At 65.8% G+C, this 21,156-nt stretch carries 17 protein-coding genes and 1 tRNA gene; 7 read left to right on the forward strand and 11 right to left on the reverse strand.

The window, feature by feature from the left end:
* Positions 1-29: 29 nt before the first annotated feature.
* Together BM109_RS02405 and BM109_RS02410 are read right to left on the reverse strand one after the other, a co-directional pair.
* On the reverse strand, positions 30-692 hold the full coding sequence (locus BM109_RS02405) for a methionine ABC transporter permease (RefSeq protein WP_093340247.1): 663 nt from the start codon (positions 690-692) through the stop codon (positions 30-32).
* The gene (locus BM109_RS02410; protein ID WP_093340249.1) at positions 685-1,578 is read right to left on the reverse strand and encodes a methionine ABC transporter ATP-binding protein; all 894 of its coding nucleotides are present in this window, start codon (positions 1,576-1,578) and stop codon (positions 685-687) included. Before BM109_RS02410 ends, BM109_RS02405 begins: the two co-directional genes overlap by 8 nt.
* 286 nt (positions 1,579-1,864) lie before the next feature.
* Between BM109_RS02410 and BM109_RS02415 the strand changes: the two genes are divergently transcribed.
* The 6 genes from BM109_RS02415 (at position 1,865) to BM109_RS02440 (ending at position 8,565) form a co-directional block, all read left to right on the forward strand.
* The gene (locus BM109_RS02415; RefSeq protein WP_093340251.1) at positions 1,865-2,686 is read left to right on the forward strand and encodes a MetQ/NlpA family ABC transporter substrate-binding protein; all 822 of its coding nucleotides are present in this window, start codon (positions 1,865-1,867) and stop codon (positions 2,684-2,686) included.
* A gap of 179 nt (positions 2,687-2,865) precedes the next feature.
* Positions 2,866-3,970 (forward strand): peptide chain release factor 2 gene (gene prfB, locus BM109_RS02420; protein WP_143129059.1). Its coding sequence is split into 2 segments (ribosomal slippage): positions 2,866-2,946 and positions 2,948-3,970, totalling 1,104 coding nucleotides; the frame shifts between segments, so codons are not numbered across the junction.
* Between the two features lie 49 nt (positions 3,971-4,019).
* Entirely contained in the window at positions 4,020-4,706 is a 687-nt protein-coding gene (locus BM109_RS02425; RefSeq protein ID WP_093340252.1) for an HAD family hydrolase, read from the forward strand.
* Positions 4,690-7,407, forward strand: coding sequence for an aminopeptidase N (gene pepN, locus BM109_RS02430; protein WP_093340254.1), 2,718 nt, complete (start codon positions 4,690-4,692; stop codon positions 7,405-7,407). Before BM109_RS02425 ends, pepN begins: the two co-directional genes overlap by 17 nt.
* 43 nt (positions 7,408-7,450) lie before the next feature.
* Positions 7,451-8,464, forward strand: coding sequence for a class 1 fructose-bisphosphatase (locus BM109_RS02435; RefSeq protein WP_093340257.1), 1,014 nt, complete (start codon positions 7,451-7,453; stop codon positions 8,462-8,464).
* A gap of 25 nt (positions 8,465-8,489) precedes the next feature.
* Positions 8,490-8,565 (forward strand) — tRNA-Thr (locus BM109_RS02440).
* A gap of 72 nt (positions 8,566-8,637) precedes the next feature.
* Here the strand turns inward: BM109_RS02440 and BM109_RS40605 are convergent.
* Positions 8,638-9,291 carry an MAE_28990/MAE_18760 family HEPN-like nuclease gene (locus tag BM109_RS40605; protein WP_143129061.1) on the reverse strand — a complete coding sequence of 218 codons (654 nt, stop codon included), beginning with the start codon at positions 9,289-9,291 and terminating at the stop codon, positions 8,638-8,640.
* The gene (locus BM109_RS02445; protein ID WP_093340259.1) at positions 9,288-10,400 is read right to left on the reverse strand and encodes a DUF262 domain-containing protein; all 1,113 of its coding nucleotides are present in this window, start codon (positions 10,398-10,400) and stop codon (positions 9,288-9,290) included. Before BM109_RS02445 ends, BM109_RS40605 begins: the two co-directional genes overlap by 4 nt.
* A 397-nt stretch (positions 10,401-10,797) precedes the next feature.
* On the opposite strand from BM109_RS02445, the gene BM109_RS41125 reads away from it, so the two are divergent.
* Positions 10,798-11,130 (forward strand): hypothetical protein, encoded by a 333-nt coding sequence (locus BM109_RS41125; RefSeq protein WP_177239222.1) that lies wholly within the window; start codon positions 10,798-10,800, stop codon positions 11,128-11,130.
* Here the strand turns inward: BM109_RS41125 and BM109_RS02455 are convergent.
* From BM109_RS02455 to BM109_RS02480, 7 genes are all read right to left on the reverse strand, one after another.
* Complete coding sequence (locus tag BM109_RS02455) at positions 11,108-11,395, reverse strand: hypothetical protein (RefSeq protein WP_256222279.1); 288 nt, start codon at positions 11,393-11,395, stop codon at positions 11,108-11,110. The two genes, BM109_RS41125 and BM109_RS02455, sit on opposite strands and share 23 nt — an antisense overlap.
* Before the next feature lie 229 nt (positions 11,396-11,624).
* Positions 11,625-11,993, reverse strand: a complete 369-nt coding sequence (locus BM109_RS02460; RefSeq protein WP_093340262.1) for a hypothetical protein — start codon at positions 11,991-11,993, stop codon at positions 11,625-11,627.
* 26 nt (positions 11,994-12,019) lie between these two features.
* Complete coding sequence (locus BM109_RS02465; protein WP_143129062.1) at positions 12,020-12,514, reverse strand: hypothetical protein; 495 nt, start codon at positions 12,512-12,514, stop codon at positions 12,020-12,022.
* Positions 12,515-12,540: 26 nt separating this feature from the next.
* Positions 12,541-17,079, reverse strand: coding sequence for an RHS repeat-associated core domain-containing protein (locus BM109_RS02470; protein WP_093340265.1), 4,539 nt, complete (start codon positions 17,077-17,079; stop codon positions 12,541-12,543).
* 34 nt (positions 17,080-17,113) lie between these two features.
* On the reverse strand, positions 17,114-17,548 hold the full coding sequence (locus tag BM109_RS41130; protein ID WP_177239223.1) for a DcrB-related protein: 435 nt from the start codon (positions 17,546-17,548) through the stop codon (positions 17,114-17,116).
* A gap of 16 nt (positions 17,549-17,564) precedes the next feature.
* A complete protein-coding gene (locus BM109_RS41135; RefSeq protein ID WP_177239224.1) occupies positions 17,565-17,891 on the reverse strand; it encodes a hypothetical protein in 327 nt (108 codons plus the stop codon).
* A 29-nt stretch (positions 17,892-17,920) separates the two neighbouring features.
* The gene (locus BM109_RS02480) at positions 17,921-21,148 is read right to left on the reverse strand and encodes a type VI secretion system Vgr family protein (RefSeq protein WP_256222281.1); all 3,228 of its coding nucleotides are present in this window, start codon (positions 21,146-21,148) and stop codon (positions 17,921-17,923) included.
* Positions 21,149-21,156: the final 8 nt, after the last annotated feature.

Genomic DNA, 21,156 nt, shown 5'->3' on the forward strand with positions numbered 1-21,156 from the left:
AGAGAAAAGGGAACGGGAGAAAAAACGAATCAACGCTTGTCGAGCCTGCGCGCCGCGGTGTTGCCGACGAATTGCAGGATCTGTACCAGCACCACGAGCAGCGCCACGGTGAGCACCATCACGTCGGTCTGGAAGCGGTAGTAGCCGTAGCGGATGGCCAGGTCGCCGATGCCGCCGCCGCCCACCACGCCGGCGATCGCCGAGTAGGAGAGGAAGCTCACCGCGAGCACCGTGAGCGCCAGCACCAGACCCGAGCGGGCCTCGACCACCAGCACGCGCCAGACGATCTGCAGCTCCGAAGCGCCCATCGCATGGGCCGCCTCGATCACGCCGCGCGGCACCTCGCGCAGGCACTGGTCGACCAGCCGCGCGAAATAGGGAATGGCCGCGAAGGACAGCGGCACCGCCGCGGCCAGCGGCCCGATCGAGGTGCCCGCGATGATGCGCGTGAACGGCACCAGCGCCACCAGCAGGATGATGAAGGGGAAGGAGCGCACCGTGTTCACGAGCCAGTTCAGGATCAGGAACGCGGGCCGGTTGGCGAGCGACTGGCCCGGGCCGAGCAGGAACAGCAGGATGCCCAGCGGCCCGCCGATCAGCACCGCGGCCGACAGGCCGATGGCCAGCATCATGAAGGTCTGGCCGGTCGCGACCCAGAGCTCGGGAAGGATGGGGGCGATGTTCTCAAACATAGGCCACCTCCAGCGCGCTGCGTTGCGTGGCGACCGGGGCGCTGGCCGAGGCGGCTTCGCCAGCCTCGCGCGCTTCGCGTGCATCGCGTTCGCGGCGCCGCACCAGCTCGTCGATCTCGCGGCCCAGCGCGGTCTTGCGCGCCTCGCTCGGCGCGGCGTCGACCTCGAACTGCTCGACCAGCCGGCCCTTCTCGAGGATCGCCACGTTGCGGCACAGCACCTCGACCACCGACAGCTCGTGCGTCACGATCACGATGGTCACGCCGATCTTCTGGTTGATGTCGCGCAAGGTCTCGAGCAGCGAGCGCGTGGTCTCGCTGTCGAGTGCCGAGGTCGGTTCGTCGCACAGCAGCACCTGCGGGCGCGGCGCCAGCGCACGGGCGATCGCCACGCGCTGCTTCTGGCCGCCCGAGAGCTGGGCCGGGTAGGTGTCGATCTTTTCCGACAGGCCCACCAGTTCCAGGCATTCGCGCACGCGGGCATCGATCTCGGCGCGCGAATGGCGGCCGTGGATCTTCAGCGGGAAGGCCACGTTGTCGAACACCGTGGCGTTCTGCAGCAGGTTGAACTGCTGGAAGATCATGCCGATGTTCTGGCGCGTGTCGCGCAGCTCGCGGCGCGACAGCGTCGTCAGGTCGCGCCCGCCGACCAGCACGCGGCCCGCGTCGGGCCGCTCGAGCAGGTTGATCAGGCGCAGAAGGGTCGACTTGCCGGCGCCGCTCTTGCCGATCAGGCCGAACACGTCGCCCTGCTGGATGTCGAGCGACAGCGATTGCACGGCGTCGAAGACCTCGCCGCTGGGCAGCGCGAAGGACTTCTGCACCGACTGGAGGCGGATGACCGGTTCCGCGCTGCCGCGGGCCGGGTCGGACGATGGGTTGCTCATGTCTGGGGGAACCAAGGAACGGATGCGTGCGGCCGCCAAGAAAAAACCATCGGCCACGGATTCGCAAAAAGGTGCCGAGTATGAAAAGAAAGGCATCGAAAGGGAACGAACAAATCGGGCGATGCTTATTCCCAAAACCACATAAAGAAGCGCCGACGTTCAACCACATACACCATAAAGCGACCAGGGGCTCCCATATGGATATGCGCATTGGTTCGTTCCCATCGCGCCCGCCTGCTGCCACATTCGCGCCTTTCTTTTTCGAGCGCGCAGCGCCACCCCAACCATGCACAGCATCCTTCGCCGCCGCGGCCTCCTTGCCGCCACCCTGGCGGCTTCCCTCCTCGGCGGCATCGCCGGCGGCGCCCAGGCCCAGGACAACAAGAACACCGTCAAGGTCGGCATCTCGGTCGGCAACGCCGAGCAGATCTTCGAGGTGGTGAAGAAGGTCGCCGCCAAGGACGGCCTCACGGTCCAGGTCGTGGTCTTCAACGACTACCAGCTGCCCAATGCAGCGCTCGCGGCCGGCGACCTCGACGCCAATGCCTTCCAGCACCAACCCTTCCTCGACAACCAGATCAAGGCGCGCGGCTTCGACCTCGTGCCCGTGGGCCTGACCATCACCGCGCCGCTGGGCTTCTATTCGAAGAAGCTCAAGAGCATCGACCAGTTGCCCGAGGGCGCCGCGGTCGGCATCCAGAACGACCCGTCGAACGGCAACCGCGCGCTGCTGCTGCTGCAGCAGGCCGGCCTGATCACGCTCAAGCCCGAGGCCGTGAAGAACAACACCGCAACCCCGCTCGACGTGGTGACCAACCCCAAGAAGCTCAAGCTGGTGCCGCTGGACGCCGCGCAGCTGCCGCGCTCGCTCGACGACCTCGTGATCGCCGCGATCAACAACGACTACGCCGAGAAGGCCGGCCTCTCGTTCAACAAGGACGCCGTCATCAAGGAATCGCCCAAGGGCCCCTACGCCAACCTGATCGCCGTGCGCCGCGCCGACAAGGACAAGCCCTGGGCCAAGCGCCTGGTGGCGGCCTACCAGTCGCCCGAGGTCAAGAGCTTCATCGAGACCCAGTTCAAGGGCGCGCTGGTCCCCGCGTTCTGACGCCGCCGCTCCACGCCCTCCCGGCCCCCTGCGCGCGCCGCGCCCAGGGGGCTTTTCGCCTTGGGCGGCACCGGAATGGCACTCCCCATGGGGTCATCCGCCACCCGTGAGAAAATGGCGGGTTCCCTGGAGGGCACGCCCCTCCTCCCCTCGCCAACCCACACAGTCAGGACCACCCCATGGACGCAGAACAAATCAACCAGATCGGCGCAACGCTTGCGGACCTGAGCGTGCGGACGGTGGATCTCCGGAGGTATCTTTGACTACGATGCCAAAGCCGAACGTCTGAGGACGGTCAACGCATCGCTCGAAGATCCCAACGTCTGGAACGACCCCAAGAAGGCCCAGGAACTGGGCAAGGAAAAGAAGTCGCTCGACGACGTCGTCGTCACGCTCGACCGCCTCACCAGCGGCCTGTCGGACAACACCGAGCTCTACGAGATGTCGAAGGAAGAAGGCGACGTCGACGGCCTGCAGGCCATCGCCGATGACGCCGCCACGCTCGAAGCCGACATCAAGCAGCTCGAGTTCCGCCGGATGTTCAACAACCCGGCCGACCCGCTGAACGCCTTCGTCGACATCCAGGCCGGCGCCGGCGGCACCGAGGCCTGCGACTGGGCCAGCATGCTGCTGCGCCAGTACACCAAGTACGCCGAGCGCAAGGGCTTCAAGATCCAGCTCGAGGACGAGACCCCGGGCGACACCGCCGGCATCAAGAGCGCGACCATCAAGGTCGAGGGCGACTACGCCTTCGGCCTGCTGCGCACCGAGACCGGCGTGCACCGCCTCGTGCGCAAGTCGCCGTTCGACTCCTCGGGCGGGCGCCACACCAGCTTCGCGAGCATCTTCGTCTACCCGGAGATCGACGACTCCATCGAGATCGAGATCAACCCGGCGGACGTGCGCACCGACACCTTCCGTGCCAGCGGCGCGGGCGGCCAGCACATCAACAAGACCGACTCGGCCGTGCGCCTCACGCACATCCCGACCGGCATCGTGGTGCAGTGCCAGGACGGCCGCAGCCAGCACAGCAACCGCGACGTGGCGTGGAAGCGCCTGCGTTCGCGCCTGTACGACCACGAGATGCGCAAGCGCCAGGAAGAACAGCAGAAGCTCGAGGACAGCAAGACCGACGTGGGCTGGGGCCACCAGATCCGCAGCTACGTGCTGGACAACAGCCGCATCAAGGACCTGCGCACCAACGTCGAGATCTCGGCCACCCAGAAGGTGCTCGACGGCGACCTCGACGTGTTCATCGAAGCCTCGCTCAAGCAGGGCGTCTGATCCTGCCTCTTCCTTTTCGTCACCACCGCAACCACCCGCGCAGCCCCGCATGAACCTCAACGGCAAGGTCGAAGCCCTGATCTTCGACATGGACGGCACCATGATCGACTCCATGCCCTGGCATGCGCGCTCGTGGGTCGAGTTCGTGGCGCGCCACGGCCTGGTGCTCGACGTGAGCGACATCCTCGCGCGCACCACGGGCCGCACCGGCGCCGAGTGCATGCGCGAGCTGTTCGAGCGCGAGCTGTCCGATGCCGAGTGCCTGGCGCTGGTGCACGAGAAGGAAGAGATCTACCGCGCCCTGTTCACCGACAACTTCACCGAAGTCGCCGGCTTCACCGCCTTCGCCAGGGCCGCCGTCGCGCGCGGCCTGAAGGTGGCCGTGGGCACCGCGGGCGACCGCCACAACATCGAGTTCGCCATGTCGCGCCTGAAGATGGACCCGCTGCCGCTGGCCATCGTCGGCGGCGACGAAGGCTTCAGCGGCAAGCCCACGCCCGCCATCTTTCTCGAGGCCGCGCGCCGCATCGGCGTGGCGCCCGAACGCTGCATCGTGTTCGAGGACGCCCCCTTCGGCATCGAGGCCGCGCGCCGTGGCGGCATGCGCGCCGTGGCCGTGTGCAGCACCCACAGCGCCACCGAACTCGCCGGCCCCCACGTGATCGCCGCCGTGCGCGACTACAACGAACTCGCCCATTCGAATTTTCTGGAGACCCTCGATGCCGTTGCTGCCTGATTTCAGCGGTGCCCAAGCCGCACCGAACGCCATCCGCCGCGAAGACTACGCACCGCCGGCCTTCTGGATCGACACCGTCGACCTCACCTTCGACCTCGACCCGGCCAAGACCCGCGTGCTCAACCGCATGCGCCTGCGCCGCAACCCCGACGTGCCGGCGCAGCCGCTGCGCCTGGACGGCGACGAGCTCAACCTCGCGCGCGTGCTGGTCAACGGCCAGGGCGCCTCGTTCCGCATGGAAGGCGACCAGCTCGTGCTCGACGGCCTGCCCGCGGCGGAAGAAGGCTCGTTCGAGCTCGAGCTCTTCACCACCTGCTGCCCCATCAAGAACACCAAGCTGATGGGCCTGTTCGTGAGCGAGGACACCTTCTTCACGCAGTGCGAAGCCGAGGGCTTCCGCCGCATCACCTACTTCCTCGACCGGCCCGACGTGATGGCGATGTACACCGTCACCCTGCGCGCCGCCAAGGCCGCCTACCCGGTGTTGCTGTCGAACGGCAACCTGGTCGAGCACGGCGACCTGCCCGAGGGCCGCCACTTCGCCAAGTGGGTCGACCCCTTCAAGAAGCCCAGCTACCTGTTCGCGCTGGTCGCGGGCAAGCTGGTGGCGCGCGAGCAGCGCATCAAGGCGCGCAGCGGCAAGGAACACCTGCTGCAGGTGTACGTGCGCGCCGGCGACCTCGACAAGACCGAGCACGCGATGAACTCGCTGATCAACTCGGTGCTGTGGGACGAGGCCCGCTTCGGCCTGCCGCTGGACCTCGACCGCTTCATGATCGTGGCCACCAGCGACTTCAACATGGGCGCCATGGAGAACAAGGGCCTGAACATCTTCAACACGAAGTACGTTCTGGCCAACCAGGCCACCGCCACCGACGCCGACTACAGCAACATCGAGAGCGTGGTCGGCCACGAGTACTTCCACAACTGGTCGGGCGACCGCGTGACCTGCCGCGACTGGTTCCAGCTCTCGCTGAAGGAAGGCCTCACCGTCTTCCGCGACCAGGAGTTCAGCCAGGACCTGTGCGCCGATGCCTCGGCGCGCGCCGTCAAGCGCATCGAAGATGTTCGCGTGCTGCGCACCGCCCAGTTCCCCGAGGATGCCGGCCCCATGGCTCATCCGGTGCGGCCCGACAGCTACATCGAGATCAGCAACTTCTACACCGTCACCATCTACGAGAAGGGTGCCGAGGTCGTGCGCATGATGCAGACCCTGGTGGGCCGCAAGGGCTTCGAGAAGGGCATCACCCTCTACTTCGAGCGCCACGACGGCCAGGCCGTGACCTGCGACGACTTCGCCCAGGCCATCGCCGACGCCAATCCCGACTCCGAACTCGCGCGCCTGCTGCCCCAGTTCAAGCGCTGGTACAGCCAGGCCGGCACCCCGCGCCTGAAGGCCAGCGGCGTGTACGACAGCGCCAACCGCAGCTACACCCTGAGCGTGCTGCAGAGCTGCCCGCCCACCCCGGGCCAGCCGAACAAAGACCCGTTCGTCATTCCGCTCAACCTCGGCCTGCTCGACGCCAGCGGCCGCGAGCTGCCCGTGCAGCTCGAGGGCGAGGCCGAAGGCAGCGCCGGCACCCGCACCCTGGTGCTGTCGCGCGCCGGCGAGCAGTTCACCTTCACCAACCTCGACGCCGAACCCGTGCCCTCGATCCTGCGCGGCTTCAGCGCGCCGGTGATCCTCGACTTCGAGTACAGCGACGCCCAGCTGCTGACCCTGCTGGCCAACGACCCCGATCCCTTCAACCGCTGGGAAGCCGGCCAGCGCCTCGGCCTGCGCGCCGCGCTGCAGGGCATCGCCGCCCTGGCCACCGACACCACCCCGGTGCTCGGCGAGGCCTACCTCGAGGCCATGCGCAGCGTGCTGCGCCATCCGCAGCTCGACCCGGCCTTCAAGGAGCTGGTGCTCACCCTGCCGTCGGAAACCTACATCGCCGAGCAGCTCGACGTGGTCGATCCGCAGCGCGTGCACCTCGTGCGCGAAGCCATGCGCGCCCAGCTCGCCACCGCCCTGTTCAGCGACTGGCAGCAGGCCTACGAAGCGCACCACGACACCGGCGCCTACAGCCCCGATCCGCTGAGCTCGGGCCGCCGCGCCCTGGCCGGCATGGCGCTCAACTTCCTGTGCCTGGCCGCGCGCTCCTCGGGCGACACCGTCTGGCCCGGCAAGACCCTGCAGCGCTTCAAGGACGCGGGCAACATGACCGACCGCTTCAACGCGCTCAACGCCCTCGTCTCCTCGGGCCACACCCTGGCCGCGCAGGCGCTCGCGCGCTTCCATGCCCTGTTCAAGAACGAGGCCCTGGTCATCGACAAGTGGTTCTCGCTGCAGGCCGGCGCCAGCGACCGCGGCGGCGACATCCTGCCGCTGGTGAAGCAGCTCATGAAGCACCCCGACTTCTCGCTGAAGAACCCCAACCGCGCGCGCAGCGTCATCTTCAGCTACTGCAGCGCCAACCCCGGCGCCTTCCACCGCCCCGACGCCGCCGGCTACGTGTTCTGGAGCGAGCGCGTCATCGAGCTCGACGCCCTCAACCCCCAGGTGGCCGCCCGCCTCGCGCGCGCCCTCGACCGCTGGAGCAAGCTCGCCGAGCCCTACCGCAGCGCCGCGCGCGAAGCCATCGCGCGCGTGGCCGCCAAGCCCGACCTGAGCAAGGACACCCACGAGGTCGTGACCCGCGCCCTGGCCGGCAGCTGATCCGCACCCAAGCAACGCATCGAAGAGAAACAGAAGAACCCTCATGGCTCAACAGAAGATTTCCCTCACCCGCTACCTCGTCGAACAGCAGCGCGCCGACGGCCTCATTCCCGGCCAGCTGCGGCTGCTGCTCGAAGTGGTTGCCCGTGCCTGCAAGAGCATCAGCCAGGCCGTCAACAAGGGCGCCCTGGGCGGCGTGCTCGGCACCGCCGAGAGCGAGAACGTGCAGGGCGAGATCCAGAAGAAGCTGGACATCATCGCCAACGAGGTGCTGATCGAGGCCAACGAATGGGGCGGCCATCTCGCCGCCATGGCCAGCGAGGAGATGGACAGCATCTACGTCGTGCCCAACCGCTACCCGCAGGGCGAGTACCTGCTCATGTTCGACCCGCTCGACGGCAGCAGCAACATCGACGTCAACGTCAGCATCGGCACCATCTTCAGCGTGCTCAAGAAGCCCGACGAGCACCCTGGCGTGCAGGAGGGCGACTTCCTCCAGGCCGGCACCCAGCAGGTGGCCGCCGGCTACTGCATCTACGGCCCGCAGACCACCCTCGTGCTGACCGTGGGCAACGGCGTCGCCATGTTCACCCTCGACCGCGAGCAGGGCAGCTTCGTGCTGACGCAGGAAGACATCCAGATTCCGCCCGACACCAAGGAATTCGCGATCAACATGAGCAACATGCGCCACTGGGACGAGCCCGTGAAGCGCTACATCGACGAATGCCTGGCCGGCAAGGAAGGCCCGCGCGGCAAGGACTTCAACATGCGCTGGATCGCCAGCATGGTGGCCGACGTGCACCGCATCCTGATGCGCGGCGGCGTGTTCCTGTACCCCTGGGACAAGCGCGAGCCCGAGAAGGCCGGCAAGCTGCGCCTGATGTACGAGGCCAACCCCATGAGCTGGCTGGTGGAACAAGCTGGCGGCGCCGCCACCAACGGCAAGCAGCGCATCCTGGACCTGCAGCCCACCAAGCTGCACGAGCGCGTCAGCGTGATGTTGGGTTCGCGAAACGAAGTCGAGCGTCTGACGCAGTACCACGCTCAAAAGCCCTGAAAACCTGGCTATAATCGCAGGCTTCGCCGGTGTAGCTCAGTCGGTAGAGCAGCTCATTCGTAATGAGAAGGTCGGGTGTTCGATTCATCTCTCCGGCACCAAACAAGAAAGCCCCTGATTCGCAAGAGTCAGGGGCTTTTTTTATTTCTCCGACGCTCGATTACCCCAATAACTCAAATCAAGTTCGCCAAATACTTTTTTTCATAGACTTTATTTTCCAAGCTATTTTTAAAAGTACGCATTAGTTTTATTGTTCCATCAACAAGGTGATCGATTTCTTCAAATGCAACAACCGAATCATCACCGTGTGCAATTGCATTTCTGCGTTTTAACAAAATCTCATCGATGAAGGCAACCTCTCCATCGAACTGCAAGTAATCTATACCGCATATCTTGCAAATATTGACCAAAACCTCATGCTTTAAATTCGATCCAGTATGAATTAAATCAGGATGAATCTTTGAAAATCTTTTATCCTGAGACTCCAAAATCTCGTTAACCAAATTAATTCTATCACCCAGTGCGGGCTTTTGATTGGAAAAAGCCGCCAATCGAACCAAAAAAGAGTTTACATACATTTGCCGCTCAAGCATAGAATAATTAAGCCGACGGTTTGTAATGTAGTCAAAATAGCGTTGAGCAGAGGATTTCACCAACCCCTCCCAGTGCGCATAAGATAGCGCAACTAAAGCCTTTAGAAGAACCTTTCTATTCGTACTGGGCGCATCTCTGATTGCCTGTTTAAGATCGGAAAGCTCTTTGAGGCGCCAAGTCAAATCAGCATCGAGCTCATCCGATAGCTCCGCTTCACTACGCGCTTTACTCACGGCTTAAACCATTTAATCCCGAAAGGAATAGTTCGATCGATTCGAATTGTTCCCCTCAATCCAGGAGTGAAAAATTTCTCAATCTGAGAACTTTTCCAAAATTGAGATATCTTTTTTTCAATGTAATCGTTCGGGTTTTTTAATTTTATGATCGCATCGTAGTTTCGACCGATTCCCACTGCGATTGCCTCGAAAGCCGCCAAGCCGATTCTCCCAGTATGCTGACCGTTAGCTTGCCTACGTCGTAAAGAATTCCCTCCAAAAGTTTCATGAAGCAGCTTAAACGTTCCATTGAATACTCTTTTAGCCTTTCTTTGCTCTCCTGCAGCGGCCAACTCTTTCATTCCTTCGTCGATAAACTCCTCCACGTCCAATTTGCCGTCGTAGTCAACAAAAGTATGAGTCAAGAATCGAGATGCATATTCGAGATTTTTTTGCCTTTCTCGATGCTCATCCGTCACTCCAGCAACCTCTAAGAACGCTACCGAATCGGCCATAGCTCTTACAAATTTAAAATACTCTCCGTTTATCATTATGATGATGCAATTTCTTATTTCTTGTGGATTCGCAGGAGTTCCCGCTGAATTCAATCGTTGAAACAAGTCATATTTTGTATTGTCATCACTCGGTCTTTTCAAAATTTCGACCCCCAAGCGAGATCGTCTTATTGCCAATTGCTGACTCATTGACAGGGGTTGCTGATCCGCAACTTCTACCCCTAAGATTTGATCACTGACCTCCCACACAGAATTTCTAAGCGAAGGCAAATATTTCGTGGCCTCCATAATCGATGGGGGCTGGATTTTTTTATCATTCTTCAACAACCCCATGAACTCCAAAAGAGTAGATACTCTCTGCAACCCATCAATCAACTCCCACTTGGAAGTTTGCGTCTCGAAAACAAATATTGGAGGCAGCGGAATACCCAATAAAACCGACTCAATTAATTTGGATTTCTGACTTTGCTCCCACCGAAAAAGCCTTTGAAAGTCAGGATTAATTAGAAGCTCGCCATCCTTGTACATATTGACAATCTCGCCGATTGACATTTGATAGGCATCGGTTCTTACCAGCCGCTTGGATTTTTCGATTTCCGCTTCGAGTTGCATATTAAATATATCCTTTTATTTCCACCAAAAATAATCGACAGAAGTTACTACTAGATTGTATCGCGAGAGCACAACGAATCAACCAATCCGACTACCAGTTTTAGCCAGCCATTTTTACAGCAACCTCGGACGATGTGCTTTTTGCGATTGGCTCGCTGGAAAATATATTGTTTTAAGAAGAAAATCGACCTGTCGGCGCTGAATTTCTCCATATCTTTCTACAAAAAATCAGCAATTACCTCATAGATTTGAGGTAGCCCTTCCCGATCGCAGCTTGGCTACACAAGAAAGTCTCATACGATTGCCGGTCACAAATGTCAATCACCCGGAGTGACGTTCACCTCCCACCCTCTCCCTCCTACGATCCTCCCCAAGCAAAGGGGCCAAGAGGATCGAAATGCCACAGTACTGCGTCAACAAGACCGCACAACTCAATGGCGACCATGAGGTACACGCACAGGGGTGCATTTTTTGGCCGCATCCGGTGAACACGCTGTCGCTCGACTGGCACGAGGACTGCCGTTCGGCGATGCAGACGGCGCGGGCGTTCTACCGGCAGGTCAACGGCTGCCGCTACTGCTCGCCGGCCTGCAACACGGGGCCGCGCGCGTCGAACGACGACATCGGGCCGATCAGCTTTCGCGGCGCATCCAAGGAAGATGCGGGGCCGGAATTTCTCTCGGCCCACTCGCTGCGCTTGCGCGAGATCAAGCAGCGCCTGGGCTGCTGAACGCGCCCGGGCCGCGCAGGACCTGAGGCGCCACCTCCTGCAGCAGGTCTTCGGCGTCGCGCGTGAGATCCGAGGCGATCCACATCATCATGTCGCGCCGCCTCGGGCCTATCTCCTCGAACCAGTCGCTGCCCATGCCGTAGCAACTGCTCAGCAGCGCATGCAGCTGGGACAACTTGTTCTCGAGTAGATCGAATGCATCCGGCGTGGTGGGCGGGATGAACGCGGAGGGCGCGGGGGCGCCGGCCATAATCTCTTCAGCCATTTGGTGTGCTCTCTTTCCAAAGTTCTGCACGTCACTTGGTTAGACGGCCGGGGTGTTAGCGCACCTCGGCCGTCGCCTTTTGTGCCTCGCCTTCGCGCTTGCCAAGGGATGCTTGCGCGGGGCGTGACCCCTTGGAATGTAGGGAGAGAACGAGGGCCAGGCTAGGCCCTTGGGGTGAACAATTGTGGACCCGGCGATTTGGTTGGCGCGGTCGTGACAAGCGCGCAGCTCAGCGCGACATCAACGCCCGAAACCGCTCGAAGTAGTCCCCACTCCACCGCCCATAAACCTCCGCATCGAGGTTCTCGATCTTGTAGAGATCGTTCGCATCGAAGTGCGAGAACAGGCAGCGCAGCGTGCCCATCATCACCCAGTGCGCGAGCCTGCGGTCCTCGGGGCTCACCGCGTCCTGGCCCAGCACGCATTCGATGTCGGCGATGAGCGGCACGAGCAGCGCCTCGTCGAACACGCGGTCCTCGAACAGCGCATGGCAGAAGGTGCCTTCGATCTCGTCGTTCTTGTTGTTGCGCAGGTTCTCGCGCGCGGCCTCGACGGTTCGGCCCGATCCACTCGGCGGCTTGCCTGCTTCGCAGCTCACTTCGCTTCAGCCAGGGTACGCGGCGGTCATTCGGCCGCCTGCCATTCGACGATCCACGGATGCGCGTGCAGTTCAGGCGCCAGCCGCGCCAAGGCCTGCAGGAAGGCGTCGCGCACGCCGAGCAGCATGGTCTCGATGGCCTGCCCATCGAACACCTCGACCTCGGGCACGGGCTGCCAATCGGTGCGACTGACGCAGCGCACGGCATAGCCCGAGGCTTGCGGCTGCAGCTCGAGCGTTCGCTCGATGCCTTGTTCGTAGAGGTCGATCTCGGCCTCCTCACCGCTTCGCACGGCCCTCAGCGCGTCGGGCAGCTGTTCGAGAAACACGGCCAGATCGGTGCGCACATCCACGGGCCAGCGATCCTGGCCAAAGCCTGCAATCAGAAACTCCGCATGGCCCTCGAGCGCCTCGCAGGCATCCGCGAGGATCGAGCGCACGTCGTCGTCGTTCGGGTCGTAGGTGCGAGCCGCCAGCGCGCCTGGCGGCAGGTCGGGTCCCACTCTGAGTTCGATATGCATCGGGCGAATCTCTTTGCTTCCAGCGTTCATTCGACGGGAAAGGCGGTGCGTATCGCATCGCCCCAGGGCACGACCATAGCCCATTGGGCCGGCACGACGGAACCGTCAGGCCGGATCACCTGCCCCATGCCTTCGGGGATGGCGATGCGCGTGGGTTCGGTGGCCTTCACGCCGGACAGCAGCTCGGCAGCCGCGGCGTTGTCGCGCCACTGGCCCTGCGACTGCCCGGTGCCGCGCGCGCGGTCGGTGAGCTGCTTAGCGATCTTCGCGCCGGCACCGTGGCGCGAGAAGGCATGGCCGAACTGCTTGACGCTCTTCCAGTTGATCTTCTGGTCGCCGCAGCTCCACCCCCACGGATCGATCCACGACACCGGATTCGGCGCATACAGATGCAGGTTCGCCCCACCCGCCAGCCCGATCGGATCGGGGCTGATGAAGCGGCCGATGTCGGGATCGTAGAAGCGGAAGGTGTTGTAGTGCAGGCCGGTGTCGCGGTCGAGGTACTGGCCCGGAAAGCGCAGGTTCTGCTCGGCGAGCGATGCGTGTCCCTCGTCGCCATGCGCCGCCGCCCGCAGCACGGGCCGGCCGTCGAGGGTGCTGGCCTCCCAGTGCTCCGACACGGTGGCGCCCCAGGTGCGGTAGCTGGCGCGCCAGCGCAGGGTGCCGTCGGGGCCGCTCAGTTCCTCGGGCAGGCCGGCCTGGGTGGTGTGGAAATGGCAGATCTCGCAGCGGCTCGCGCGGTCCGTATCGCCGCCCTCCCCGTTCGATGCAGGCGAGCGCTCCTCGACCCGGGCCATGGGCGCGTGGCTGCCGGGCTCGTAGACGTAGCTCAACACCTGGGCGCCGCGCCGCTCCTCGATGAGCTGCATGCCCTCCCAGATGAAGCGCGTGCTGCCGAAGGCGTCGTGGCGCGCGACGCGGCGGCCCAGGGCGTCGTAGTCGAAGCGGGTGGTCTGGGTGGTGGCGTGCTCGGTGCCGGGGCGGCGCGTGGTGCGCACGGCGACGAGGCGGCTCTCGTCGTCCCACTCGAAGTGCTGCTCGGTGTGGCGGCCCGCACGCTTGCGCACGAGCCGGCCATGGCCGTCGTAGCTGTAGCGCTTGTCCTCGAACACGCGCACGAGGTTGTCGTGCACTCGGCCGCCGACGGCGCCCTGCGCGGCCTCGTTCGCGAGCGAGGCATCGAGCAGGTTGCCGGCGGGGTCGTAGGCAAAGCGCTCGTGGCTGGCGGCACCGCGCGGCGCCTGCGCGCTCGTGCCCAGGGGCACGCGCACGCTCTCCTCGATGCGGCTGGTGGTGTCGTAGCGATGGGCGAAGGCGCCCTGCAGCGAATGGCGGCCGCGGCGCAGCTCGCCGACGGGGTCGTAGCCGTAGTCCTTCGCAAGGCCGTCGAGCGCGCCGGCCTCGGGCGTGCCGGCGCGCTCGAGGGCCTGGCGCCAGGCCGGGTCGTTGGGCGTGAAGGCTGCGGCCAGCGACGAGGGGCGGCACCATGCGGCGGCGCGACGCCCGAGCGGATCGAGCGCGAAGCGGGTCGACAGCGCACCCTGGCTGCGTGCGATCTCGCGGTGCAGGTCGTCGCGCTCGATGTCGCTCACGAGCTGGTGCAGCGCCGGCGCATCGCCGTGCTGGCGCGAGACGTTGACCTGGTGCAGGTGGCCCGAGCCGTAGTGCAGGTAGTTGAAGGCGCGCACGGTGTCGCGGTCGCCCGCGAGCGCGGGCAGCTCGGTGCGCGTGCGGTTGCCGAGCGCGTCGTGCTCGTGCCGCAGTTCGTGTTGCTCGCCGGTGCGCTCGTCGATGGCGGTCTCGCTCGTCAGTTGGCCGAGCAGGTCGTAGGCGAAGCGCGTGCGGTGCAGCGGCTGCAGTTCGATGGCGTCGCCGGTGCCCGTCACCTCGAGCTTCAGCGCCTCGACGAGGCGGTCGCGCAGGTCGTAGCGATAGCGGTAATGGTGGCTCGCGGTGCGCTTCTCGATCAGGCGGCCGACGGCATCGCGAACGAACTCGGTGCGCAGCGGTTGCGCGCCCTGCGGCGGGGCCTCGCCCCGTGCACCGGCATCGCGCGGCTTCAGGTCGTCGTCGCCGATGCCCGGAAAGTGCGTGATGGTCACGGGCCGGCCATTGGCGTCGTAGGCGATGCGCACGCGCGTGCCGCCCACGCGGCGTTCCTCCACGATGCGGTCGGCGCGGTCGCGCACGAACTCGAAGCGCAGGCCGTTCTCGTTGACCAGAGCCTGCAGCCGCCCCGCGCTGTCGCGCTGCCAGGCGACGCGCCGGCCCTCGGCGTCCTGGCGCCACAGCGGCTCGCCGCGCGCATCGAGCGCGAACCGGGTGGCGCGGCTCAGCGCATCGGTGGCGCCGACCAGGCGGCCGGCGGCGTCGCGCTCGAAGCCCTGGTGGCTGCCGTCGGGCAGCGACACCGCGAGCAGCCGGCCCATGGCATCGTGCGTGAGCCGGGTCTGCTGGCCGGCGGCATCGGTCACGGTCTTCAGGTGGCCCCAGCCGTCGTAGTCGTAGCGCGTGGTCTTGCCCGAGCAGTCGGTGAAGGCCACGAGCAGCGCGCGCTCGTTCCAGCGCAGGCGGTTGTGGCCGCCGTGCGCATCGGTCACGAGGATCGGCAGGCCGCGCCGGTCGTGGCTGTAGCTGCGGGTCCGGCCCAGCGGATCGGTCTCGCGCACGAGGTTGCCCTCGTCGCTGTAGGCGTAGACGTGGGCACTGCCGTCGGCCTCGGTTTCGCGCCAGGGCAGGCCGAAGTCGGTCCAGCCGGTGCCGCGGGTGCGGCCCAGTGCGTCGGTGCGGCTGCTGGGAAAGCCCTGCGCGTCGTAGTCGCAGCGCGTGGTGGCGCCGTCGGGCTCGGTGATGGCGACGAGCTGACGCAGCGCGTTGTAGCGGGCGCGCCAGTACTGGCCCTCGGCATTGGTGTAGCCGAGGATCTGGTGCTCGTCGTTCCACTGCCAGGTGAAGCCGCGGCCGAGCTGGTCGGCCACATGGGTCTCGCCGACGGCCACGCCGGGGTCGTCGAGCGGCGGCGCATCGTCGGGCCGCAGCCGCAGGTAGCGGACCTCGTGGCGCTCGCCGTCGCTGGTCCAGTGGCGCGCCACGCGGGCCTCGGCGCCCGTGCCGGTCCATTCGTAGCGGCATTCGCGGCCGACCGCGTCGGCATGCAGGCACATGAGGCCCTGCGCGTCGTACGCGAAGCGCCGCGCCACCACGCCGTTGCGGTCGGTCACCTCGGCCAGGCGGCCGTGGTCATCGTGGCGGTAGCGCACCAGCAGGCCCGGCGATTCGCCCGGCGCGCCGACGGCGATGCGCACGGCATCGAGCCGCGGGCTCTCGCCCGTGTACTCGAGCGCGAGCAGGCGGCCGGTGCCATCGGTCATCGCGACGAGGCGGCCCAGCGCATCGTGGCGCAGGTCGATGAAGTTGCCGTTGCGGTCTTCCACGCGCGCGAGCTTCAGCAACTGACCGTTGCGCGCTGCGTCGGCGGGCGGCTCGAACAGGTAGAAGAGCCCGCTCGGCACATGGATGAAATAGTGGCCGCCCTCGCTGCGGCACAGGTCCAGCCCTTCGCGCAGGCACAGCTGGCGCGATCCGGGTTCGAGATCGGGCAGCTCGACCTCGCGCCCCTGCGTGTCGATCAGCACCACCACGGGCTCGCCCGTGGCGCCGACATCGAGCCGCAGTTGCGAGCCATAGGGCAGGTTCCAGCCCTGCCCCAGCGCGCCGTCGCGCCGCAGGTCGTGGCTGCTGTAGAAGCGCTGCCATTCGATGGGCAGCGCGCCCGGCAGGCGGAAGTCGAGCTCGGCCTCGCCGCCGAGGAACTTGCCGCCCGTGGCCGCATGCACCGGGTTGCCGAACGAGCTCACCAGGCCGTGGATGCCCATGCCCACGCCGATGGCGCCCTCGATCAGGCAGGGCAGCGCCTTGCGGCCCTGGCGCGCGAGCTTCGGCAAGCAGCGCAGGCCCTTGTAGATCATCACGAGGTTGAACACGGTCACGGCGATGCGCGAGATCAGCGGCACCTCGTCGGCCACCTCGCGCACGCGCGCGGTCGGCCCGCCGATGAAGACATTGGGCGAGCCTTCGCTGACCTTGGCGCCGCACTCGGTGTGGTCGTCCTTGCGCGAGGCCACGCCGTGGTTGATGAACACGGTCTCGGCGCCCTCGGCCAGCAGGATCTGCGGCGAGTCGCGCGAGCAGCTCACGGTGTCCATCGGAATGTCGGGCGAGGCTCGCGCCGCGCCCACGGCCTTGCTGTTGACGAACACGTCCGACGAGGCGCTGGTGATGGCGCCGGTCACGGTGAGCGTCTCGGGCACCAGCGCATCGGCGATCGATTCGCCGAGGCTCGCACCCACGTAGCCGCCGGCCATGCGCGCGCCGACCACCACCGCGCCCGCCACCAGCGGCCCCGCGAGCCCACCGGTGCCGACCACCGCCGCCACGGCCACGCCGGCCGCGAAGCCCACGGCGATGCCGCCGATCAGCCCGCCGGCGAACTTGGCCCAGAAGCGCGCATGCGCGTTGGTGTGGGCAATGGGGTCGTGCAGGCGCGCTGCGGGTTGGCCGGGCATGGTCGATGGCGAGGCACGCAGGCGCGGTGCCGCGTCAGTCCCTGGGCTGGAAGCTCGCGAGCGTGCGCTGCCACAGCGCGAGCTCGCTCTCACCGAAAGGCTCGGGGCTGCTCGCGGTGAGGATCAGCACCGCGCGGCCGTCGGGCAACTGAAAGGCGGCCTGCCGCTGGTGCAGCGCCTGGCCGTTCTGCTTGAAGCGGGTGGCGATCTCGATCGCGGCCAGGCCGCGCATCGCGGGGCCCACGCCGATGGGGTTGCGCGAGGTCTCCTGCAACTGGCTCACCTGGCGCTTGAGGTCGTTCATCTGGCGTTCGACGAACTGCGCCAGGGTCTCCTGCGCGCGCAATGCGTCGCGGCTCACGATGAAGGTGACGCCGCTGCCGTCGGGCATGGCGAGCACGTTCATCGAGCGGTCGATACGGCCGTCGTCGGGGAGGTCGAAGTGGCCTTCTTGGATGTGATAGCGCATGTGTGTGCGGGCCGCTTCAGCGCGAAGGGCCAGGAATGGGGAAGGTCGACGGAGTCGATGGCGGCCGCAGCTTCTCGCGCAGTTGCACGGTGCGCGAATGCAGCACGCCGCGCCGCACCGCGATGGCCGACGACTCGCGGCCCTGCGCGGCCTCGATGTCGGCGAGCACCAGTGTCTGGCCGCTCGAGTCGATGGCGCGCAGCGAGAGGTAGCGGTCGCCCACGCGTTGCAGCGCCCGATCGATGTGGCGACCGGCGGCGGGCCAGTCCTGCCGCGCGATCGCTTCGTCGGCGGCGCGCAGCAGGGCTTCGGCCTCGCTGGCAAGGGCTTCGTCGTTGGGCATGGGGTGGTCGCTCGCTGCATTCATGCGTGTCAGGGCCACACGCGGTTGAGCACGCCGCCGTTGCCTTGGTAGTAGGCCAGGTTCAGCTTCTCGGCCGTCTCGCGCGCGGCGATGCGCGTCGCGGTGGGATAGCTCATGGGGCTGGCCGAGGGCTGGTTCACCAGTTCGTTGATCCGCGCGTTCTGTGCCTTGTTGAGCAGGTCGCTGTTGATGTTGGCGGGCGTTTGGGCGGTGCGCATGTACATGAACTGGTCGGCGCCGCTCTGGGCCACGATCACGTTCTGCTGCGTGTTGATCAGGTAGCCCGCGTCACCGCCGCTCAGCGAGACGCCGGTGTAGACGGTGTTGTTGGCGATCTGGGGATGCGAGTGGAAGACGCCCAGCACCTCCTGGTTGCGCGACACGTCGAGGTCGGGCGCTGCGTGCGCGGACGTGCCCGACACCGGATTGGCGAGCGAGAGCTCGCCCTGCCTGTTCGCCACCAGCGTGTTGGCCTGCTCGGTCGGCACGCCGTTGGGAAAGCTCTTGTTCCAGCGGTGCGTGAAGTCGCCGTTGAGCTCGCCGAGGTTCACCTGCGCGGGCGACATGTTCGGAGAACTCGGCACCGCGAGGGTAGCGGCGGTGGCCGGCGGCTCCTCGGCCACCGCCGGCGCGAAGGCCGGCTTCGCGACCCTGGTGCCGGGTGGCGGTGCCGCCGGCGCGGCGGCGCCCGGCACGGCCGGCGCGGAGACGGTTTCTTCCTCCGATTCGGGCGGCGCCGCCCCCACCGGCGCCTCGCAGTTCAAAAAGATCTTCCCGCCCCGCTGATCCAGATCCTCCGTGAAGTTCACCAGCCCCTTCACGCCGCTGATCCGGATCGTCCCATCCTCGAGCAGCACGATCGACGACTTGCCGCAGATCAGCGAGATGCTGGTCTTGCCCATCACGAACACGTCCTGGTCCACCGCCTGCACCAGCACCGACTTGCGACCCACGAGATTGGCATTGCTTTCAGTGGAGGTCACCGAGGCATCGGTCTTGGCCACGAGATTGATCGCGCCCTCGCTCGCATGCGAGACGATGTCGCCGCCCGAGACCACGTTGACCTGCCCGCCCTTGACGATCTGCGTCAGCATGCCGCCCGCCACCAGCTGCGTGAGCTGGGCGCCGGTGGTGAGCGTCATGGCCGACTGCGAGCGCATCGACACGCTCTGGCCCGAGCTCACGACGATGGGCTTGGGGCTGATCATGGTCTGGCCCTCGGGGCTCACGATCGAGACCACGGGTTTGTCGATCCTGCGCGAGAGATCGAGCATGCGTTGCGCATCGGCCATGGCGGGGTCGGCATCGCCCGAGACGCCGGCCTCGTCGGAGGCATCGTCCCCCGTCAGCGCGCTCACCGCCTGCGCCGCGCCGGCCAGCGACTGCACGCCCTGCGCCAGCCCCATGAGCTGCTGGCCCTTGCCCTTGGCCATGGCGCCGACCAGCGCCTTGGTGGCGGCGATGGCCTGCCCGGCCGACTGCATCAGCGCGCCGCTCTGCGCGAGCGCGGCGCCCATGTGCTCGTGGCCGTCGGGGTTGTCGCGCGACACGCGCTGCGTGAAGTCCTGCGTGTAGGTGGTCAGCAGCAGGCCCTTGTCGGCGCGGATCGAACCCCACTCGTTGGTGCGCAGCTCGAAGCCGTAGCTGCGCTGCACCTCCGAGCCCTGGTTCATCAGGTAGCCCATGTGCAGGTGGGTGGCGCCGTGGTCGGTCGAGAGCTCGATGTGCTCGCTGCCGCGCTTGTCCTCGAAGCGCAGCATGTGCTTGCCGCCGCCGCCCTTGCTCCAGTGGGTCTGGATGCCCGACTGCGTCTTGTGGCGCGGCAGCTCCCAGGCCGGCATCTGCGCGGCGTTGTAGACGCAGCCCGTGACGATCGGATGGTCGGGGTCGCCGTTGAGGAAGTCGACGATCACCTCCTGGCCGATGCGCGGGATCTGCATGGTGCCGTAGCCGCCGCCGGCCCAGGTCTGCGAGACGCGGATCCAGCACGAGGCGTTCTCGTCGCGCTGGCCGTAGCGGTCCCAGTGGAACTGCACCTTGATGCGGCCGTACTCGTCGGTGTGGATCTCCTCGCCCGCCGGGCCCACCACCACGGCGGTCTGCGGACCCGTGGTGCGCGGGCGCGGCGTGAGGCGTGGCACGCGATACGGGGCGCTGTCGGGCACCACCGCGAAGGCCTGGCGGTAGCTGGTGCTGCTGGTCGATTCGCCGTAGGCGGCACCGGCGGCAGCCACGCGCAGCGCGTTCTCCTGGAAGTCGTGGCTCGCGGCCTCGATCAGGTAGCGGCGGTTGTCCTCGGCGTTCGGATGGCGCGCGAGGTCGAACAGGTAGCCGGGCGCGATGTGGCGCAGGTTGCCTTCGGCCTCGATCGATTCGCGCCGGCCGGTCTGCTGCTCGAGCCGCAGCCGCGCGTAGTTCTCGCCGTCGCCGAGTTCGGTGTAGCCGCCGGGCCAGTCGTAGATCTCGTAGTTGTCGCGGCTGTGGCCCGCGGGCTGGCGACGCAGCGTGTCGATCTCGGCGTGGGGCTTCTTGAAGTCGTAGTCATCGGTCGCGAAATGGCCCGAGGCGATGTCCTCGGCGTGGTGCCAGCTGTCGATGAAGTCCTGCTCGAGGATCTGCGCCGCGAGCACGCCCGCGTGGTAGGGCACCTTCACCGGGCCCGCGGGCAGCGGCGCATGCGAGCCCGGGCCGTCGCACAGCACGAGCTGGTGGCTGCCCCTGGCATGCGCGAAGAAATAGTAGATGCCCTCGGACTCCATGAGCCGGCTCACGAAATCGAAGTCGGTCTCACCGTACTGCACGCAGTAGTCCCAGCTGCGGTAGCTGCCGCTCAGCCGCGCATCGATGCCGAAGCCGTAAGGCGCGAGCACCTCCTGCACGATGTCGGGCACGGACTTGAACTGGAAGATCTTGAAGTCCGAGCGCCGCGTGGCGTACCAGAGCCAGGGGCGCAGCTGGGCTTCGTAGACATGCATGTCGCCGTCGTCCTTGCCCACGCGCGCGAAGCGCGTGACCTGCCCGCTGATGAAGCGCTGCCCCGCGCCACCGAGCTCGGTGGCGAGGTTGACCTCGATCGTCATGTCCTCGCCGAGCATCTGCCTGGCACCGATGCCGGGCAGCTCGCTGACCAGCCGCACGCGCGATTCGAACAGCGTGGAGATGCGCTCCTGCCCCGTCATCGAGCGGAACTTGAGGCGCTCGCCCAGCGCGCTGTGGGCGATGAAGCTGCGGGTCATGGGGCCGG

The sequence above is a fragment of the Variovorax sp. PDC80 genome (genome assembly GCF_900115375.1).
Lineage (GTDB): Bacteria > Pseudomonadota > Gammaproteobacteria > Burkholderiales > Burkholderiaceae_C > Variovorax.

Bases quoted from the DNA above. Each gene is read 5' to 3' on its own strand.
- BM109_RS41130 (WP_177239223.1), bottom strand. From the start codon at position 17,548: ATGCGCTATCACATCCAAGAAGGCCACTTCGACCTCCCCGACGACGGC.
- BM109_RS41125 (WP_177239222.1), top strand. From the start codon at position 10,798: ATGCCACAGTACTGCGTCAACAAGACCGCACAACTCAATGGCGACCAT.
- BM109_RS02455 (WP_256222279.1), bottom strand. From the start codon at position 11,395: ATGGCTGAAGAGATTATGGCCGGCGCCCCCGCGCCCTCCGCGTTCATC.
- BM109_RS02425 (WP_093340252.1), top strand. From the start codon at position 4,020: ATGAACCTCAACGGCAAGGTCGAAGCCCTGATCTTCGACATGGACGGC.
- BM109_RS02405 (WP_093340247.1), bottom strand. From the start codon at position 692: ATGTTTGAGAACATCGCCCCCATCCTTCCCGAGCTCTGGGTCGCGACC.
- BM109_RS02465 (WP_143129062.1), bottom strand. From the start codon at position 12,514: ATGCATATCGAACTCAGAGTGGGACCCGACCTGCCGCCAGGCGCGCTG.
- BM109_RS41135 (WP_177239224.1), bottom strand. From the start codon at position 17,891: ATGCCCAACGACGAAGCCCTTGCCAGCGAGGCCGAAGCCCTGCTGCGC.
- pepN (WP_093340254.1), top strand. From the start codon at position 4,690: ATGCCGTTGCTGCCTGATTTCAGCGGTGCCCAAGCCGCACCGAACGCC.
- BM109_RS02470 (WP_093340265.1), bottom strand. From the start codon at position 17,079: ATGCCCGGCCAACCCGCAGCGCGCCTGCACGACCCCATTGCCCACACC.
- BM109_RS02415 (WP_093340251.1), top strand. From the start codon at position 1,865: ATGCACAGCATCCTTCGCCGCCGCGGCCTCCTTGCCGCCACCCTGGCG.
- BM109_RS02480 (WP_256222281.1), bottom strand. From the start codon at position 21,148: ATGACCCGCAGCTTCATCGCCCACAGCGCGCTGGGCGAGCGCCTCAAG.
- BM109_RS02435 (WP_093340257.1), top strand. From the start codon at position 7,451: ATGGCTCAACAGAAGATTTCCCTCACCCGCTACCTCGTCGAACAGCAG.
- BM109_RS02445 (WP_093340259.1), bottom strand. From the start codon at position 10,400: ATGCAACTCGAAGCGGAAATCGAAAAATCCAAGCGGCTGGTAAGAACC.
- BM109_RS02410 (WP_093340249.1), bottom strand. From the start codon at position 1,578: ATGAGCAACCCATCGTCCGACCCGGCCCGCGGCAGCGCGGAACCGGTC.